This window comes from Marinomonas phaeophyticola (assembly GCF_026966905.1).
GTDB classification, from domain to species: Bacteria; Pseudomonadota; Gammaproteobacteria; order Pseudomonadales; family Marinomonadaceae; genus Marinomonas; species Marinomonas phaeophyticola.
Genome location: NZ_JAPUBN010000011.1, coordinates 135,093 through 153,336 on the forward strand (window position 1 = coordinate 135,093; position 18,244 = coordinate 153,336).

Annotated in this window: 20 protein-coding genes; 7 read left to right on the forward strand and 13 right to left on the reverse strand. The window is 41.0% G+C overall.

Going from position 1 to position 18,244, the window contains the following annotated elements:
* Positions 1-71: 71 nt before the first annotated feature.
* Positions 72-1,445 carry a PepSY-associated TM helix domain-containing protein gene (locus O1D97_RS04515; RefSeq protein WP_269123201.1) on the reverse strand — a complete coding sequence of 458 codons (1,374 nt, stop codon included), beginning with the start codon at positions 1,443-1,445 and terminating at the stop codon, positions 72-74.
* 157 nt (positions 1,446-1,602) lie between these two features.
* Positions 1,603-2,055 (reverse strand): DUF2946 domain-containing protein, encoded by a 453-nt coding sequence (locus O1D97_RS04520; RefSeq protein WP_269123203.1) that lies wholly within the window; start codon positions 2,053-2,055, stop codon positions 1,603-1,605.
* 409 nt (positions 2,056-2,464) lie between these two features.
* On the opposite strand from O1D97_RS04520, the gene rimK reads away from it, so the two are divergent.
* Both rimK and O1D97_RS04530 read left to right on the forward strand, forming a co-directional pair.
* Positions 2,465-3,370: a 30S ribosomal protein S6--L-glutamate ligase gene (rimK, locus tag O1D97_RS04525; protein WP_269123205.1), complete on the forward strand. Its 906-nt coding sequence runs from the start codon at positions 2,465-2,467 to the stop codon at positions 3,368-3,370.
* Positions 3,371-3,400: 30 nt separating this feature from the next.
* Positions 3,401-3,826, forward strand: coding sequence for an ATP-dependent zinc protease family protein (locus O1D97_RS04530; protein ID WP_269123207.1), 426 nt, complete (start codon positions 3,401-3,403; stop codon positions 3,824-3,826).
* A 118-nt stretch (positions 3,827-3,944) separates the two neighbouring features.
* On the opposite strand, the gene O1D97_RS04535 is transcribed toward O1D97_RS04530, so the two are convergent.
* The 4 genes from O1D97_RS04535 to O1D97_RS04550 form a co-directional block, all read right to left on the reverse strand.
* The gene (locus tag O1D97_RS04535) at positions 3,945-5,090 is read right to left on the reverse strand and encodes a N(5)-(carboxyethyl)ornithine synthase (protein WP_269123209.1); all 1,146 of its coding nucleotides are present in this window, start codon (positions 5,088-5,090) and stop codon (positions 3,945-3,947) included.
* A gap of 345 nt (positions 5,091-5,435) precedes the next feature.
* Positions 5,436-5,720: a hypothetical protein gene (locus tag O1D97_RS04540; protein ID WP_269123210.1), complete on the reverse strand. Its 285-nt coding sequence runs from the start codon at positions 5,718-5,720 to the stop codon at positions 5,436-5,438.
* 440 nt (positions 5,721-6,160) lie between these two features.
* Positions 6,161-7,084, reverse strand: coding sequence for an amidohydrolase family protein (locus O1D97_RS04545; RefSeq protein WP_269123212.1), 924 nt, complete (start codon positions 7,082-7,084; stop codon positions 6,161-6,163).
* 82 nt (positions 7,085-7,166) lie between these two features.
* Positions 7,167-8,057, reverse strand: coding sequence for an alpha/beta hydrolase (locus O1D97_RS04550; protein WP_269123213.1), 891 nt, complete (start codon positions 8,055-8,057; stop codon positions 7,167-7,169).
* A gap of 172 nt (positions 8,058-8,229) precedes the next feature.
* Here O1D97_RS04550 and O1D97_RS04555 point away from each other — a divergent pair, with 172 nt between their 5' ends.
* Positions 8,230-9,198, forward strand: a complete 969-nt coding sequence (locus tag O1D97_RS04555) for a GlxA family transcriptional regulator (RefSeq protein ID WP_269123214.1) — start codon at positions 8,230-8,232, stop codon at positions 9,196-9,198.
* Positions 9,199-9,325: 127 nt separating this feature from the next.
* Here the strand turns inward: O1D97_RS04555 and O1D97_RS04560 are convergent, their stop codons facing one another.
* The 6 genes from O1D97_RS04560 to O1D97_RS04585 form a co-directional block, all read right to left on the reverse strand.
* Positions 9,326-10,693 carry an MmgE/PrpD family protein gene (locus O1D97_RS04560; RefSeq protein ID WP_269123215.1) on the reverse strand — a complete coding sequence of 456 codons (1,368 nt, stop codon included), beginning with the start codon at positions 10,691-10,693 and terminating at the stop codon, positions 9,326-9,328.
* Positions 10,694-10,737: 44 nt separating this feature from the next.
* The gene (locus O1D97_RS04565) at positions 10,738-11,571 is read right to left on the reverse strand and encodes a nitrilase-related carbon-nitrogen hydrolase (protein WP_269123216.1); all 834 of its coding nucleotides are present in this window, start codon (positions 11,569-11,571) and stop codon (positions 10,738-10,740) included.
* A 53-nt stretch (positions 11,572-11,624) separates the two neighbouring features.
* Positions 11,625-12,515: a glycine betaine ABC transporter substrate-binding protein gene (locus O1D97_RS04570; RefSeq protein WP_269123218.1), complete on the reverse strand. Its 891-nt coding sequence runs from the start codon at positions 12,513-12,515 to the stop codon at positions 11,625-11,627.
* A 76-nt stretch (positions 12,516-12,591) separates the two neighbouring features.
* Positions 12,592-13,323 carry an ABC transporter permease gene (locus O1D97_RS04575; protein ID WP_269123220.1) on the reverse strand — a complete coding sequence of 244 codons (732 nt, stop codon included), beginning with the start codon at positions 13,321-13,323 and terminating at the stop codon, positions 12,592-12,594.
* Between the two features lie 12 nt (positions 13,324-13,335).
* Positions 13,336-14,514, reverse strand: a complete 1,179-nt coding sequence (locus tag O1D97_RS04580) for an ABC transporter ATP-binding protein (RefSeq protein WP_269123222.1) — start codon at positions 14,512-14,514, stop codon at positions 13,336-13,338.
* A 34-nt stretch (positions 14,515-14,548) separates the two neighbouring features.
* Positions 14,549-15,202, reverse strand: a complete 654-nt coding sequence (locus O1D97_RS04585) for an ABC transporter permease (protein WP_269123224.1) — start codon at positions 15,200-15,202, stop codon at positions 14,549-14,551.
* A 642-nt stretch (positions 15,203-15,844) separates the two neighbouring features.
* Here O1D97_RS04585 and O1D97_RS04590 point away from each other — a divergent pair.
* The 4 genes from O1D97_RS04590 to O1D97_RS04605 all read left to right on the forward strand — a co-directional run bounded on the left by O1D97_RS04590 (position 15,845) and on the right by O1D97_RS04605 (position 17,769).
* A complete protein-coding gene (locus tag O1D97_RS04590; protein ID WP_269123226.1) occupies positions 15,845-16,723 on the forward strand; it encodes a carboxylate/amino acid/amine transporter in 879 nt (292 codons plus the stop codon).
* Positions 16,724-16,813: 90 nt separating this feature from the next.
* Positions 16,814-17,110: a YkgJ family cysteine cluster protein gene (locus O1D97_RS04595; protein ID WP_269123228.1), complete on the forward strand. Its 297-nt coding sequence runs from the start codon at positions 16,814-16,816 to the stop codon at positions 17,108-17,110.
* Between the two features lie 52 nt (positions 17,111-17,162).
* Entirely contained in the window at positions 17,163-17,510 is a 348-nt protein-coding gene (locus tag O1D97_RS04600) for a Fis family transcriptional regulator (RefSeq protein WP_269123230.1), read from the forward strand.
* A 136-nt stretch (positions 17,511-17,646) separates the two neighbouring features.
* Positions 17,647-17,769 carry a hypothetical protein gene (locus O1D97_RS04605; RefSeq protein WP_269123232.1) on the forward strand — a complete coding sequence of 41 codons (123 nt, stop codon included), beginning with the start codon at positions 17,647-17,649 and terminating at the stop codon, positions 17,767-17,769.
* A gap of 138 nt (positions 17,770-17,907) precedes the next feature.
* Here the strand turns inward: O1D97_RS04605 and O1D97_RS04610 are convergent, their stop codons facing one another.
* Entirely contained in the window at positions 17,908-18,192 is a 285-nt protein-coding gene (locus O1D97_RS04610; RefSeq protein ID WP_269123234.1) for a hypothetical protein, read from the reverse strand.
* Positions 18,193-18,244 lie beyond the last annotated feature (52 nt).

Below are 18,244 nucleotides of genomic sequence, written 5' to 3' on the forward strand. Positions count from 1 at the left end.
CGCTCTCTAGGATGAGAACGGGCACATTATTTTTATCGTGGTAAGCACATATGTATTAAGTACCTACCGAATTATTTAGCAAGTTGTTGCCAACGCCAAGCATCAATTAAAAGAAAGACAATAAGACTCACGCCCATGACAGGTAAGCAAGCGCTAAGTAATATCGCAACGATTAAAGAGACGAGTTTTCCTCTGAGGGCCAATTTATTCCATGCATGTAACAAGGGTTTGGCTGTCTGACCGGCCGCAGGTCGACGCATCCACCACATTTTATACCCCCAAATAATCATTAAGCATAAAGCTAAGCCAAAGACGGTAAGTAAGATTTGATTGGCCACTCCAAATAAAATACCCATATGGGCATCAATTCCCCAACGGATGAGCTTTGCAACAACTGGAAAGGAGGCAAAGTCAGAGCGACTGATAACCTTCATATTACGGGGATCTACGGCAACGCTGTCTACTTGGGTAGGCCAAGAACGGTCGATTTCTCGAACAAACCAGGCTTTATCCGCGCTCTTTGGTGGTTTAATTTCCAGTTTATTAGCATCGATTCCTGCCGCTCTTGCGACGGCCAATACTTGATCAAATAAATGCTCGTTTGTGATTGGTGTTTTGGATTCGTTGACATGACTTGAATGATGTTTGTGTTCCGCATGTTCATCCATAGGAAGTGTTTCAGATGTTAAAGAAAGCGATACAGAAGGAGTAACCCAACCAAGTGTTTTACGAACTTCTCCAATATTTCCGCCGGCCCATTTTGACCAGGTCAGTCCGGTTGCGGAAACAAAGAGTAATCCAATAAAAAGGATTAAACCTAATTGTCCATGGCGTCTTCGTTTTGATAAAAATACCGTTCGAGATGCAAACTTGGCTTGACCTTGCTTGCCTCCCTTTATCCATATAAATAGGCCACCAAAGGCGGTAAACCACAACCATGAAGCGGCTAATTCACTGTAATAACGACCAAACTCGCCGAGTAGTAGCTGACGATGTAAATAATCTATTGTTGTTCTAAAGGGCAAAATGCCACTGGTACCATATACGGGTAAATTACCCTTTAGCGCTAATGTGACAGGGTCAATAAATAAGGCTCTGGCTCCAGATAAACCAGCGCTAGGATCCAGGAACATGATACGAGTGGTGTCTCCTTGTTCTGGCGCTGGGCGCACTGCAAAGAGGGCGAGCTCTTCATTAAGGTTGGATTTAGCGGCGGCGATTTGCTCCGTAAGTGTTTTGTATTCACCGCTACTTTGAGTGGTTAATACTTCTTTATAAAGAGCACTTTCTAATTGAGGGGTAACAATATAGAAAACCCCGGTTAACGCGGCAACGAAGATAAAAGGCCCGACGAATAAGCCTACATAAAAGTGTAAGCGAGTGATAAGTAGCCGTACCGCATTGGACGATGAGTCCGCTGTTTTGATGTTATTTTGATTAGACATAGATATTCTCAAACATAGAAAATCGACTAAAAACCTCTTAAGCGAGTACGCTAAAGCTGGTCTTTAGTTACCTATTTTCAAGTAATAAAGTATCACTCTTAGCGCTCAATAGAGGCCAAGAAAGTGTGACAATAAATTTTGTTAAAATGAGCATTGACTAGATAGGTTGAGGGGGCGCTCGAGGTTTCAGAGACGTAAATCTAGAATTAATAATTGTCGCTAGAGTCGCCAGAAAAAGAATAGGGTAAGTGGCTTTGGCAAGAGCAATGAGCTCAAAGGGCTTTACATCTAGCCAATTTAAGTGAAAAAGCAATGAGCAGTAGCTACAGGTTTCAAATAAATTAAGCTGTGATGCCGCACCTATAGCGAGTTGTGGCTCCTTTAAAGAGAAAGTACGTTGGGTATATTGGTGATGGTCATGACCTACAGAAACATAGCTTTTGGGGTTATGGGATAGGTCGTGAGACGAATCAAACGAATAAGGGTCAACCAGTGCAGAACAAAGTTGCCAAAAGAAAGGCGCAAAGTAGATAAGTAGGACAGAACATAAGCTAATTAAGACGCTTTTTTCCGTCTTAGTTTGTTGAATGCTTTGCAAACGAAATGTCACTTCTTACTCATACCCATATCTGAAAAGTAAAATCGCTCTTTCGTCTAAAAAGAGGTGATTGGACGCTGATTATAGGGAATGTATAAAAAAATACCTAGGGAAAAACAAAAAATCCCTGAGTATTTGTAAGGTTAATGCTGACATTTTATCGGGTTACCTTTGTTCTGTTAAAACGATCACGAATACCGGCAGAGTTAAATTGCCTATCTGGTAGAGCAAAAAACCATAGAGATGTTTAACCCGCTAAGTCTTTTCCGCATTCTCAATTCAATCAATAATTAAAATGTTGATTTAGCCTATATTCTGAAAAGATTGTGCTTTACTTAGAGATAGGTTCAATTTACCTTGTGCGGATATTGGCACCTGCCAGTTCCTTTAATTTTTTACGTCTCGCTGCTCGGGAAATATAATGAAGATTGCTGTCTTATCTAGAAATGAAAACCTATATTCCACTCGACGTCTTAAAGAAGCCGGCGAAGCTCGGGGCCATGAGGTTGATATTATTGACACCTTGCATTGCTATATGGACATTACTAAAAGCCGTCCAGCTGTGCGATATCATGGTAAAGAATTACCCTACTATGATGCCGTGATTCCGCGTATTGGTGCGTCGATTACCTTTTATGGTACGGCTGTGGTGCGCCAATTTGAGATGATGGGAACTTTTTGCGTCAATGAATCGGTTGCTATCAGTCGTTCTCGCGATAAGTTAAGAGCATTGCAATTGCTCTCTCGTAAGGACGTAGGCTTACCAAGAACCGGTTTTGCCAACAAACCTGATAATATAAAAGATTTGATTAAAAATGTGGGCGGTGCCCCTGTCGTTATTAAATTATTAGAGGGCACTCAAGGTATTGGTGTGGTGCTTGCGGACACAGATAAAGCCGCTGAAAGCATTATCGAAGCTTTTATGGGGTTAAAGGCCAATATTTTAGTTCAAGAATTCATTGAAGAAGCCAGTGGCGCCGATATTCGCTGTTTTGTTGTCGGTAGTAAAGTGGTCGCGGCCATGAAGCGCCAAGGTGCTGAGGGTGAGTTTCGCTCTAACTTACATAGAGGGGGCACAGCGGAATTGATTCGCTTAACGAAAGAAGAGCGCGCTACGGCCGTAAATGCCGCTAAGGTGATGGGACTAAATATTTGTGGTGTGGATATTTTACAGTCTAAAAATGGACCTGTGGTCATGGAAGTGAACTCTTCTCCAGGATTAGAAGGTATTGAAGTGGCGACAGGCAAAGACATTGGTGATTTGATTTTTGAATTTATCGAAGCAAATGCAAAACCAAATAACACCAAGACAAAAGGTAAAGGTTAGTGCCTTTAGTTATTTTAAGATGAGTATGCCATGAGTGAAAAATTAATTGTTGGTAGCCTTGAGACCTGCGCTTTGCCGGATCTTGGCATTACTGATTTGCAAGTAAGAGTCGATACGGGGGCAAAAACTTCCTCCTTGCATGTGGACAATGTTAAAAAATTTACCAAAGAAGGTAAAACATGGGTGAAGTTTGATATTCATCCTGATGTGTATAACGTGGATACTGTGACCCACTGTGAATCGGCATTACATGATATCCGTAGTATTAAATCGTCAAATGGTAATTCTGAGAAGCGCTTTGTGATCAAGACTCAGTTAACAATGGGGAATCGCAGTTGGTCGATTGAAGTGACCTTAACTAACCGTGCGGACATGACCTATTTGATGTTACTTGGAAGAGAAGGTATGAAGGACCATATTTTGGTTGATCCTTCTAAAACCTTTATGCTTGATTAGATATGCCTAGCTAAGCCTGCTATCAAGAGTCAAAAGAAAGGGCTTAGTTTACCCTATCAAGCCAGTATGTTTATTGAATATTAATAGACATACTGGCTTTTTGTTTAGAGTTAGGTTTTTACCCTATGGACCGATAGGGAGGGAAACTTTCTCTATTTTGAAATGTGTTGATGGCCAGGTTTTTGATAATGCCTGCATCGATATTAATTGCTCTACGAATCGTTTCGTTTTCTTGCCAACCTTCTCGGCTGGTTAAGACGTTCTCTAAGTAGACAATCAAAGCGGCTGAAATAGAGCGTGTTGCACTTTCCCATAGATAGCTAGGAGTGTGATCAACCGCATAATAGTCGACGGTTTTGTATTTAAACATGGGTTCTTTAAACGAAGTCGGTTTCGCAAAGAAGAACCCCATACCTTCATCACAACTCACATCAATGATAAGGCTGTTCTTTTTTAGGTAGTCGGCTTCTTCTTCAATAATGAAATTGGTTGGGTTGTCGGTTTCTTGGAATGTACCGTTGACTATGATATCCGTTTCGCTAATTAAATCAATTAATGGAGAAACGGTGCCATCATGCTCGACTACGACCATTCTTGGTTCGTTTTCCTGACCCGCACGTACCTTAACATAATGGCAGTCTAACACTTCTTCACGAACTTCATGATCTGGCCGTTGAATACAGATGGTAATATCTCGGTACCCATGAGCTTTTAGTGCATAAATAGCACCGCGGCTGACAGCACCAAAGCTAAAGATAATGACTTTACGTTGATCGCCATAATGACCATCGATACCTTTTAATTGCAAGGCATGAATTACCGCACAATAGCCTGCCATCTCATTATTTTTATAAAAAGTATGGCGACCGACTTGGCCGCTAGGAGACCAGACAAACATATCTTCAAAGGCAATCAAGGTTTGTTTTCTATCAAGTGCGGCTTGGGTGATTTGTCGCTGTTGAACACAATGTGCATAGCCCCACATCACTCCGCCTTCACGTAATTCTTCCAAATCTTCAAGTACTGGCTTAGCAATAATGACATTGCCAATGTCAGCTAATATGGATTGTCTTGTGGCAATACCGCCCGTTTGTGCCGCGATCTCGGCATCACTAATATTGAATACCTTGCCGTATCCTTCTTCGAAAATCAGACGTTGTCGTATATCTTTTGGAATGCGAGAGAAGTGCTCAGGGTGTATAGGGTAACGCCTTTCGTCTTGTTTTTTTGACGTGCCGATAACGCCGAACGTTAGTTGACTCATAACCGTTTCCTTTTTGAATAAAAATAAACTTGTTTGAGTTCATAAACGTGTGATCAGTTACGCGAATAAACTATTTTGACTAATTACGTCATTGAAAATAGCAGGAGAGAATAGATATGAAGTGAACCGATAAGGAGCGTATCTTGGCCTATTTTAGGCATGGGATCATTGCGGGGACCATGAGATAATAACATTAAAGCCCATGAATAGCTGAACTAAAGCGGAAAACAAGGTAAATACTGTGATTTATCTAAAATAAGATAGGTTAAAAAAACATAAAAAAAAGCCAGAACGAGTCTGGCTTAAAAAAAGGAACCTTGAAAAAGGGTAGTGCTAAACGATCAATTAGTTCGCAAAGTGAGCGGCATTAAAGATCGTTTGTAATTCTTCGTACTTGTCGTTGTAAGCATCGGCTTTCTTAGTGAAAGTGTTTGCGCCTGTTAGATCAACGTCAGCATTATATTGAATGCCTTGTTTGTCTAATGTGTTGGACAAAGCTTCAACGCTAGAAATGCTGTTACGATAGGTTTCGTAAGCGGAATCATCAGAAGAACCATTTGCCGCGAGTGCAGATGTTGCGATAGCAGAAGAAGTCAAAAGAGCCAATGTTGCTTTAGTAAATGTGTTCATAATAAATCTCCAAAACTGTTTCAGTTTGATAAGTTGGTGAATCGCTGTTGCGTTTCGATGGAGTGATTATTACCTAAGTTTTATACTAAAAATAGCCTTTGGATACGGCTTCCGCGGTTGTTACTTTATTCAGGTTTTATTGGTACCAATTATGAATTTAAAGGACAAAATGTGCAGGGATGGCATTATTTTACCCACATTTATTGACAATATAGGCGAAGAAAAGACAGAAGTATAACCGCGGTTATAAAACGACAATTCCATGATAGGAGTAGCACAATAGGAATAGCATAAGGGCTGTCCCATATTTTATTTTTATCCCAGAAGGGACTGAGAGTGATTTACTTTCCCTAACATCAGTGTCTGCGTATCGCGTTAGGGAAGATGAGAGGTCTTTAACTCTTGATACAAGAGGCAGGTGTAAAATCCTAATGAAAGGCTTAGTTAAATTGATAGAGTCTTCTTGGATTGGCGACTAAAATTTGCTGTCTGAGTTCTTTGCTAGGGGCCCATTGAATGAATTCATTTAATAGGTCTGTGGTATTGGGCATGTCTTTATTGAATAAAGGGTGGGGCCAATCCGACCCCCAGATGCAGTTATGGGGATTAGCTTGAATCAAGGCTTGTGCGAACGCCGTCACATCCTCATAAGGTGGTGTTGCCTGATCGCTAATACGATAAGCGGCTGAGAGTTTGACCCACACCCTTCCTTCTCTAAGTAGGCTGAGAAGATCTTGAAATGCACGGTGTTGCAGACCTTTATTGCAGTTCATATGCCCCATATGATCAATAACAACAGGGACTGGCAGTTGCCTGATTTTTTCTGCGAAGTTCTCGAAGGTGGTTATATCAATGAGAAATTGCAAATGCCATTGTCTTTTTGATAGTCGCTCCGCTAGATGACAAATATCATCCCAAGCAATGCCTCCTTTAAAAAGAAGGTTCATTCTCACTCCAACATGGCCTGATAGGGCGAGTTGATCCAGTGTTGCCTCACTGACATTTGCATCCACTACCGCAACGCCTTTGTAATCTTTTCCAAGAGAGCGTAAATAATTAAGTGTGTTTGCTTGAAGGCTATTATCTGTTCCGTAAACGCTGGGTTGAATAAGCACACCTTGTGATATACCAAGTTGATGATGCATATGTAAATAAGCGCCTACGGGAGCATCTGGTGGTGTATAGCTTCTGTTTGCTGTGTATTCATATTTATTACGTGGACCAAATACATGTGCATGACAATCAATTGCGCCAAAAGGCATGTCAAAATTTGGTTTTAAAACAAATGGATCAGCCGCATCACAAAGAGGGGGTTCATTTAGGGAAGAATTATTTGTAGTGTGATGCTCAATATTTGAATTCATAATAGATACCATCTGGATAAGAATCGAATAAATAAGGGTTGAAGCCGATGATCAACCCTTATTTATTTAGCTTATATAAGGTTTAGTTCTGGAGACTAATCCAATCTGCAATATGGGTTGAAAATTCAATGAAACGAGGGTCTTCATCAAGCATCCATTCAGTGTGACCGCCATTTTTCAATAAGAATAAAGACTTAGGGCCTGGGTAGGCGGCATAAAGTGACTTTGCTTCCGTTACTGGGTGTAGATCGTTTTCAGCCCCATGAGCGATTAATAAGGGGATGTTTGAAAAACGTTCGTCTAAATTGGCTTCTGGATTAAAGCTAATAAGAGAATCGGCAAAGTCAAAGTCAGAAGTCACACCATATCCTGGCGCTTTTACTAATTCTGTGAATACATATTCGCGGCTGACAGGATCAAGCGGGTAAATTTCAAAAGGATCAATCCCTTTCTTCTCCCCTCCTTTTGCTAAGCGTAAGCGCTCTTCAGCCATAAAAGCCTTGAATGCTTTCCAACCATGCTCGCCACGAAGTGCTTTTTGTACACGTACTGAATTAAAAAAGCCATTCATCGCAACCAGACCATCAACTTGGCCTTCACAGATGCGCAATGCGTCTAAGATCAACCCACCTGCCATCCCCCATCCAGCTAGAAACACTTTACGATTTTCCGTTTTTGCTTTTTCAGCAACAATGGCAACTGCATTCGCAATATCGCGAACCTGCTCTTCTAAAATAACGCGTTCACGTTCTCCTTCTGACGCACCAAAGCCACGGTAGTCGAAACCAAATACAGTAAACCCTTTTTTTGTCCAAGCACGAGCATAACGCTCTGGATGAATGTTTTTTTGACCGGTGAAACCAGAACATGCAATCACAATTGGAAGTGTTGGATCCTGATTTGTTTCATCAGTAAAAAAAGCCCCATCAAGGATAAGACCGTCGCTGTGAAAAGATACTTTTTGTTCAATCATGAAGTAAAACTCCCTAGTTTTAGTAGTGTAAAAAGGACAGATAGAGCCTTCACCAACAAGTATAAATAAGCGAATGCAGCCAGACTGTGATGAATATAATGGCGAAAAATAGTTGCAATAAATAAAAAAAATGCGACATTATTGATTATAAATACGACTTTTTAGGTGATATATGACACTTGTAGCGGATTCTAGTATTGAACATTTCGGGTTCTTTTTGGTACCTGGTTTTTCCATGATTTCATTAGCCGCGGTGGTGGACCCACTACGAATGGCGAACCGGATTAGTGACAAAGAACTGTATACTTGGGATTTCTATTGCCACCATGATGAAACAATAACAGCCAGTAATGGGTTGCCTTTTTCTCCCTCTAGAAAGCAAAATGATATTCGTGATTTAGATACTTTATTTGTGGTAGCGGGAATCGATGCCCATCAAGCGAATGATGCGTCACTTTTAAGCTGGCTTAGAAGCTTAAAACAACAAAAAATTAATTTAGGGTCAACTTCTACTGGTAGCCTGTTATTAGCGAAAGCGGGGATATTAAAGAATCAAAGATGCACAATTCATTGGGAAAACCAAGATAGCCTTTCTGAGCAGTTCCCAGACCTACAAGTGACAGGGGAGTTATATGAAATAGATAGAGATGTGATGACATGCTCAGGAGGGTTAGCTGGATTAGATTTGATGTTGCAACTTATTTCTTTAAAGCATGGTGAATCTCTTGCAAAAGATGTCGCGGAGCAGTGTATTCATCCGGCCATTCGTCCCGCGTATGATAAGCAACGCATGGACTTGCAATTAAGGCATCACGCCCATCATCCTCGACTATTAAAAGCGTTAGAGCTAATGCGCAGCAATATCGAAGAGGTACTGACTTGCCAAGAAATTGGAGATTTAGTGGGTTTGTCAGTACGTCAAATGGAACGGTTATTTAAATCCTTTTTATCGACCACTCCAGCGAATCATTACCTTCAATTGCGGTTAGAGAGAGCCCACCATCTGGTACTGCAATCCAATTTATCTATGATGCAAATTAGCACCGCTTGTGGCTTTAGTTCGACGTCTTATTTCTCGCGCTGTTATCGCAAACAGTACCATTGTTCTCCACGAGAAGAGCGTTTATCTACACATACATAACCGCCTAGTGTACCAGCGATAGCCCTCGAAAGTATCTATAGTACTGAGGACTATTTAGGTATCGTTTTTTTGATGTGACTTTGTTGTCTGATTTTTAATTAGTTTATTAGGGGGTTAAATAATGGAATTATTCTGGTTTTAACAACTGTAAAAATTCATATAGTTTTTTGGGGTTCAGGTCGGCCATAGACTGGCACATTTCAATTATGGAGGCTTGTCTACTTGGCTTTATTGATTGCTTGGTAAGGCGATAAAACTTGTCTAACATTTCATCTTCCGTTAAAGGGTTCTCTGGGTTTCCTCTTGCGATGCAAGCTGATGACTGGAGCTCTTTACCATTTGCTAACGTTATAATGGCATGGGCCCATCTTTCTGCTGGGAAAAGCGCATTGTATTCGTCGAGTTCTTCTATCTTGACTTTTTGACTGAGAGCTATGCGCTTTGGATGGAATAAACCTGCCTGTGTTTCTCCGATAGAATCCACACTGACTTCTCCGTCGATAAGTGCACTAGCAACCGAAAATGGGAGACTGTATTGAGCCTGTTCGGTGTTTTGAGGTTGCGTAATATGGAGTCGTTTAGCCTGATGAAAGGTGACCACTTTAATACGATTAATTTGCGTATAATCTAATGGGTTATTCTTCTGTATTTGGCGTATTGACTCAATGGCGGGTTGGGCCCAACGGCAAACGGGGTAGGCTTTAAAATATTGTTCTTGGATGTACCAGCGTTGACCAATATCTTGCCAAGTACGATGCACAATCGCTGTTTTTTTTGCGTCATTTGATAAGGTATTTGCATCCATCGTAATCGCTGGAGCTCCAGTAAAATTTGCTTTGGCCAATAGACTACTGGTGATACCCGCTAACGCCCCCCATCCAGAGCCATCTTTCACCATGGTTGGGTAGTCAATGCAGCGCATCATTTGGCTTCTTGGACCATGGAATTCCGCAATACCAAGTGCTTCATAGGTTTGCTGGTGGCTAAGTCGCATCAATCTCGCGCTAATGGCCGCGACGCCAAGTCCGTTCCATGCCCCTGATGTATGATAATCTAAGGCCGTAGAGTGTAGGGCAATACCTGCTCGGGTTGCGACTTCATAGCCTATTATTAAAGAAGTGATTAACTCTTTCCCTGAGAGTTCGTCCCCTTTATTAAGCTGTTCAGATAGGGTTGCTAGCAGCGCGGGTAAGATGGCAACGCCAACATGCCCTTTCGTTAATACCTGACCATCATGAGCATCGATACTATCAATTAGACTGGCGCCAAATAAACAAGCACCACTTAAACTGGCGCATTGATCGGAAAACAAGAGTGGGATCTGGCCTGGCATTTGATCGCTTACAAACGTTTCCATTATTTTCGCTAGTTGTGTGCCATGCCCTGAGGCCGCAACACCTAATAGATCGATCAGGCAATAGGTCGCTTGTTTAACTACTGAGCTAGGTAAGTCTTCGTATTTTAGGTGGTGAATAAAATCAATGAGGTCGTTCATTTTTATTGGCCATAAATATGTTTAGTCATTAAATAACGGTTTAATTAGACATTAAGTAGTTGTTTGATTAATGCAGAATTAGCGTCTCTTATCGTTGGCAAATCAAACCGAGCGGTGGCTATGTCGTTAAGTTCTAGAGTACAACTAATATAGGTTTCTTTATCTTCCGCTTGTACTATCACTTCCCCTCTAGAGTTTAAAATTCGGCTGCCTCCCCAAAAATGGGCGTCGTTCTCTGGTCCAAAACGATTTGCCATCATTAAGGGGGTACCATAGGTCATAGAGTAGAATTCAATATTAGTGAGCCAGTTTTTTTCATTAGAGAATACGTCGCTGACTATGTTGGATGCTGAATTGATAGGCGCTAACATAATTTCTGGACGTTTTAAAAACGCGCAATGAACTAGTGCTGGGTTCCATAAATCGGCGCAAATTAGGGTGCTTGAATGCCAATTCGGCTTGATATTGGTATGAGTCAGTTGTTGGCCTTGATGGAACCATTTACCTTCGTTTAAACCTCCGTAAGTGGGTAGGTTTAGCTTACGGTGAATTTTTTTTACTTCTCCATGGTGTAAATGCGCCATGGCATTGTAGTATTCCCCTGGGCCGGCATATTCGACAAACCCCACAACAACACACATAGAAGGCGCTATTTGAGCGAGACGAATAAGTCTTTCATCGGTGACGGGCATCGCAATATGAGGCGTATGATGAGCGACTTGATACCCTGTTAGTGATAATTCTGGAAACAGCAATAGCTCACATTTATCCTGTTGGGCTTCTTTTATAAATTGTTGATGTTTTATAAAGTTTGTATCGATTTGAGTGAGCGCTACATTAATTTGTGCTATACCGACTCGAATAGAAGATGTCATCATAATAACCCCGTTCATTTAATAAAGGGTGGTGATTGCACCACCCTAATTATGGCTTATTGAATGCCGGCACCGATTAGAAAGTCTTTAGCGGTTTGCTCTATTGGCATGTGTAATACATCAACACGAGCATTTAGGTCACGCATAGTACTGTCATTTATGATAAGCGATAGACGATTTAGTAGATCTTCTAACTCTGGGTTGGCGGCTAAAACCTCCGCTCTGATGACCGGCGTCAGTGCGTAACTGGGGAAATAATTTTTATCATCCGCTAAGGTAATAAAGTTAAATGCTTGAATACGGCCATCGGTGGCAAAAACGAGTGAAAAATCCACTTGTTTTTCTTTTAATGCGGTATAGGTTAAGCCTGTGTCCATACGCTTAATATCTTTTCTATCCATTTTAAACCCATATACTTTTTGCATTGGCTTGAAGCCATCATCCCTAGCGTAAAACTCAGCATTCACCGCAAAGGTGAGTTCTGTACCATCATTGATGGCCTTAGATAAATCGCTTAGGCTTTGTATTCCTAAGCTTTCTGCATGATCTTTTCGCATGGCCAGAGCATACGTGTTATTCGCCGCAGATGCATTTAGCCAAACCAAGCCTTTTTTAGCATCAAGCTCTTTTACCTTCTCATAGACTTCACTGGGGGTTGTCAGCTTGCCTTTAAACTTGTTGTAGGTGAGTAAGGATGTCCCTGTATATTCCCAGTACAGATCTATTTGTCCATTCTCTTGTGCTTTTCGTAGTACCGTACTCCCCATACCAGAACGCTTTTCTACATCGAACCCTTTAATAGTGAGGTATTGAGAGGTGATTTCAGTCAGTATCTGTTGTTCAGTAAAGTTTTTACCGCCAACAACAATCTCGGTTGCATGAGTAGTGCTTACGGCTAAGAAAGGCAGTGCCAATGTGATAGCCAGTTTTTTTACGAATCTCATCATGGGTAGTATCCTCTATTATTGTGTTTTTTTATTTATGGATTTAAATATTAGTCAATCGAATCATAATCCTGAGCGGTTAGTGTCTGAGTGGATTGACTCCTTTCGGGACCAGCAAAAAGGCAATCGCGGCAATGAATACATCAACCAAAATGGCAAGCATGGCAACGGGGATCGCGCCTGCAAGCATCATAAAAGGTTCATCAAGATCAATACCGGTAAAAATTAATTCACCTAAACCGCCACCGCCAATAAGAAAGGCCAAGGGGGCGGTTCCTACATTAATGGCGAGAGCGGTTCTAATACCTGCGAACATAACAAAAAGCGCATTCGGTATTTCTACTCGGATTAGCATCTGAGTCGTCGTCATGCCTATTCCTGCTGCCGCTTCTTTCAGGTGTGCGGGTACTTCGTTGAGCCCAATATAGGTGTTACGCACAATGGGAAGGAGTGACGCAATACACAAGCCGAATATGGCCGGTAATGTACCAATTCCAAGAAAACTCATCGCTAAGGCCAGTATCGCGAGCGTTGGAATGGTCGTGCCGATATTGAGGACTTGCATCGCAGACTCAGAATACTTGGAAAAGCGAGGGCGGCTTAAAATGATTCCGATAGGAATGGCTATCGAAATGGCAATTAAACCAGAAATAACAACCATTTCTATATGTTGTCCAATCAGATAAATGACGTCTTCTTTGTATTCCCATAAGGCGGCAAAAACCGAATTTTGTTCGAAAACCGAGCCTAGCCAGAAAGCCACGAGTATTCCAAGCGCATAGCCATATCTTTTGATGGAGATGTGTTTCATGGATGTGCTCCCTTAGCATGAAGTCGTATTGGATGGGTCAATATGCTCAGACTCGTTAGGAGGGTTTTGATAACTGTCACGACGATACGTCGCCCCTAAATAATGAGTAATCCCTTTTTGAGTGATTTGACCGACCATTCGACCTTCGTCATCGACGCATGGCATCCAAGTTATGTCGTGTGTAAACATTTTTGAGGCGACTTTACGTAAATCGTCATTAATACTGATGACGGACTTCAGACCAATATAATGTTCTCCGCATTGACCCTGTCGAGTTTGCGTTGCCTCTTTGGTTACAAAACCGATGGGTTGCGTTGATTTATTTACCAATGTGATGGCATGGAAATAGCCACAAGCCTGCATTTTTTGAAAAGCGTCGCTGAGACTGTCCGTTTGCAATACATGGATAGGCGGTTCCATCACTTGGGCCACATTGACCAAGCGCAATCTTTTAAGTGCTCGATCATCCCCAACAAAGTTTTTCACAAACTCATCTTTTGGGTGGGCTAAAATATTATCTGGAGTATCGTATTGAATGAGCTCTCCGGCCTTGAAAATGGCGATTCGATTAGACATCTTTACGGCTTCATCAATATCGTGACTGACAAACATAATGGTTTTATTCAAGACTTTTTGCATTTTCAAAAACTCGTCTTGAATAATTTCACGGTTGATTGGGTCGATCGCACCGAATGGTTCGTCCATTAACATTACTGGTGGATCTGCGGCCAAAGCCCGAGCAACACCAATACGCTGTTGCTGCCCACCGGAAAGTTCTTTGGGGTAGCGTTTTAAGAACACCGATGGATCAAGTGCGACCATATCCAGTAATTCAAGAGCTCGTTTTTTATAGCGAGCTGATTCCCAACCTAATAACTTTGGCACAAGAACGATATTTTCTTCAATTGTCATATTAGGAAAAAGGCCAATTTGCTGGATCACGTAGCCGATATTACGGCGTAAACTTACGGTATCTAGCCCAGATGTGTCTTCACCATTAATAAATACCTTACCTGAAGTCGGAGGCACTATACGGTTAATCATTTTTAAGGTTGTCGTTTTTCCGCACCCAGAAGGTCCTAATAAAACGCATATTTCACCTTCAGGTACTTCCATTTGAATGTTGTTTGCTGCTGTGACAGGGCCATTTGGCGTTTTGAATATTTTTGTTAAATTATTTATTTTTATCATTTTATTTATCTCAATAACCTATGGAAAGCGGAGTTTATTGTTGCGTACCTTCTCTTGGTGTTAGCTTTTTCTGGAGATGCATGAGTGAATAATCGGCAATAATCGCTAAAATACTGACCGCGATGGCACCTGCGACCAGCTGTCTTGGATCACTTTGAGTGATGCCTCGACTGATTAGAACGCCTAAACCTCCTGCACCTATATAAGACGCGATCGCCATAACGCCGATATTCATAACGACAGCAATCCGAATACCAGCCATGATTACGGGAATCGCCAGTGGGATTTCTACCATCCTTAGACGTTGCATGGGACTCATCCCAATACCTCGCGCCGCTTCTCTTAAAGCGGGATCGACATTGTTAATGGCGGTATAGGTGTTACGAATAATTGGTAGCTGGGAATAGAGTAATACAGCAATAACGGCAGGTAAGTAACCTATCCCATGGCCAATCACAGAAAGGATTGGGATCATCAAACCAAATAAGGCGATAGAAGGAATTGTGATGATTATAGATGCTGTATACAGAACAATATTGGCAACTCTTTCGTTTTGAGTGATGGCAATACCAATAGGAACGCCTGTTAACGTGGCCAATCCGACGGCAACGGCGACCAATGAAATATGCTCAATGGTTAACTTAAGCAATAAATCATGGTTTTGAATTAGAAAATTAAGTATTTCCATACTCTTCCTCAGAATGACTAAAATTTATATTTATCGCTGAAGTGATTCAGACATAACCACAGTACGTGTATTATTCTATGTTTTTTAGAAATAAAGCGACATTTTTACTAAATAAAGCGACATTTCTTTTTGCCTTTTTCCATAATTTCACTTTATTAACCGCCTATATATTGGAGAAAGCCCGATTTTGAAAAGGAAAACTGAACTTGATTTTTGATAAATTGAGATATCTCCTTTGATTTTAAATGAAACTAAATTATCACTCCGCCTGTTTCGTTTTGATCGAAATCACGGGGTTCAACGTGCTAGTCTTGCGCTATCTGAAGATGATTTTTCATGCCGCGTATTTGGAGGGGGCATTTAGATGTTGTTTGGTGAATGGCTTACATCATTGCCTTGTTAACCGCTGTCATTCATATTCTAATTGATGAGCGCCCTGTTGCTCGCATTCGTGCCATGCTGGCATAAAAAAGATGGAATACTAAGGAGTGTAGCAATAGGTGTTGAGCGGAATGTTCCCAATGAGAGGCTGTTGTTACTAGATCATTAGTAAACCCATTTTATATTTTAAGTAAACTAATGTACCTACCTTAGATTAGCAGGTACACTTGCCGAAATTTTACTAAAATGGAATGGGTTGTCATGTTAATACTGGTTGCTGTCACTTTTTTATGGGCGTTTTCTTTTAGTCTAATCGGGGTCTATCTTGCGGGGCAGGTTGATGCCTGGTTCTCTGTTTTAATGCGGGTTTCACTGGCGACGATTGTCTTTCTTCCCTTTTTGAAGTTGCGCCAGATTGAACTTAAAGTCGCCTTGCAGTTGATGGTATGCGGCGCTTTTCAATTGGGTATCATGTACGGTTTTTATTACCAGTCATTCCTATATTTGTCGGTACCTGAGGTATTGTTGTTTACGGTAATGACGCCAATTTATATTACGCTATTAAATGATTTACTTGATCGTCGCTTGAATATTGGCTTTATCATCAGTGCTTTATTGGCGGTTGTTGGTGCTATTTCTATTCGATATCAAGGTATTGATGAAGGCTTTATTAAAGGCTTGTTAATTGTGCAGGGTGCCAATCTTTGTTTTGCTGCGGGTCAGGTTGGCTATAAAAGAATTATTGCGAAAGAACGTCCAGATTTGCCTCAAAGGACGGTGTTTGGCTGGTTCTTTATTGGTGCGTTAGCGGTTGTTATTCCTTGCTATTTAGCTTTAGGGAACCCAGAAAAACTGCCAACAACCACTTTACAATGGTCTATTTTAACCTACCTTGGTGTGGTGGCTTCAGGTTTAGGCTACTTCGCTTGGAATAAGGGGGCAACACTCGTGAATGTTGGCGCTTTAGCGGTAGCAAATAATTTATTGATCCCTGCAGGAATTTTAGTCAATGTGATCTTTTGGAATCGTGACGCGGACATTGTTCGTCTTGGTATTGGTGCATCCATTATTTTATTAGCTCTGTTGGTTAACGATAAATTCAATCAAAAAGTTCAAAAATCTCAAGCGGTTACACATTAGTTTTGGTTGATAGGGATAAGGGGCTGAGTTTTTGTCCCTTTTTCATTATCGCTTGAGATAGAATGTGTCATTATTTTTATCGGTGATCTCATGAGCATTCCTATTAAAGACGTATCAGATGCAGAAATAACCTGCTCAAACTGCCGAGCTTGTTGCTGCCAGTTGGAAGTGATGATTATTAGCGACACAGGGGTTCCTGAAAAGCATATTGCTGTTGATGAATGGGGCGGTGAAACTATGTTACGTCTAGAGGATGGTTGGTGCTCTGCGCTGGATCGTGACAGCTTGATGTGTTCCATTTATGAAAATCGACCTTGGATTTGTCGAGAGTTTGAAATGAGCTCCTATGAATGCCGGACAGAAAGAAAGTCTCAAGGATTAGACTAGCCTTTTCCAATTTTTAATCTCACTAACTATATAAGTAAATAGAGGATGGAGAATGCGAAAAACCGATAAAAAGTTAGAGAATCAAATTAGAACCGCATTAACCGTCGTATGTGAAACCTCTCTAAAGTCTTTTTCTGGCTTTCAGTGGTTAACACACCAGGTTAATTATTCAACTTTCCCTGATAGTTTGAAAGTCGTCTGTATCTTTGATACGAACGATAACCTTGCCCGCTTTACGACTATTCAGCAGCAAGAACTGAGTCATCTTATTCAGAAAAAACTCTTTGAAATTGACGTTATTTTAAAGAAAGTAGATCGTCATATCTCTTATGACACGGAAGAAAATTGTCAGCAATACCATAATGGTAAATGGGCAGAAAGGCTGGAAAGTATTAAATAAGCCTATTTTTATGTGATTAAGGTGTAGAGGGAATGATGTATATTGAATTAGAAAGTATGCTCAGAACGCCACCCTCCTAAAAATTTGTATTGAAGTCACGATTACAGAAGTATTTCTACATTGTGCAAAATCTCTTATGCGGTCTAATCTTTGGTTGATTGAATCTCAAATAGTAAGTTTGTCTTTTCCGACGATGGGAAAAATGATTAATGATCAGCTTGCTATTGATGAGCCAGCAGAAACTCAAGAGAAAATGTAGAACGATATAAGAAGGAGTTATAATGTTTTGAAAAAAATAGTGATTTGTTTGGATATAAAAAAACCAAACTGCCTAAGAAAAAACAGTTTGGTTTAAAAAGGAATCTTGGAAAAGAGGGAGCGCTTTTCGCTAATTCAATTAGTTAGCAAAATGGGCCGCATTAAATACAGTTTGAAGTTCTTCGTACTTGTCGTTGTAAGCATCGGCTTTCTTAGTGAAAGTGTTGGCGCCTTTTAGATTAACCTCTGCATTGTACTGAATGCCGTGCTTATCTAATGTATTAGACAAAGCTTCTACACTAGAGATGCTGTTACGATAAGTTTCGTAAGCCGAATCATCAGAAGATCCTGATGCGGCAAAAGCAGACGTTGCGATTGCAGAAGAAGTCAAAAGAGCCAATGTTGCTTTAGTAAATGTGTTCATAATAAATCTCCAAAACCGTTAAGTTTAATAAGTAGGTGAACCGCTGTTGCGT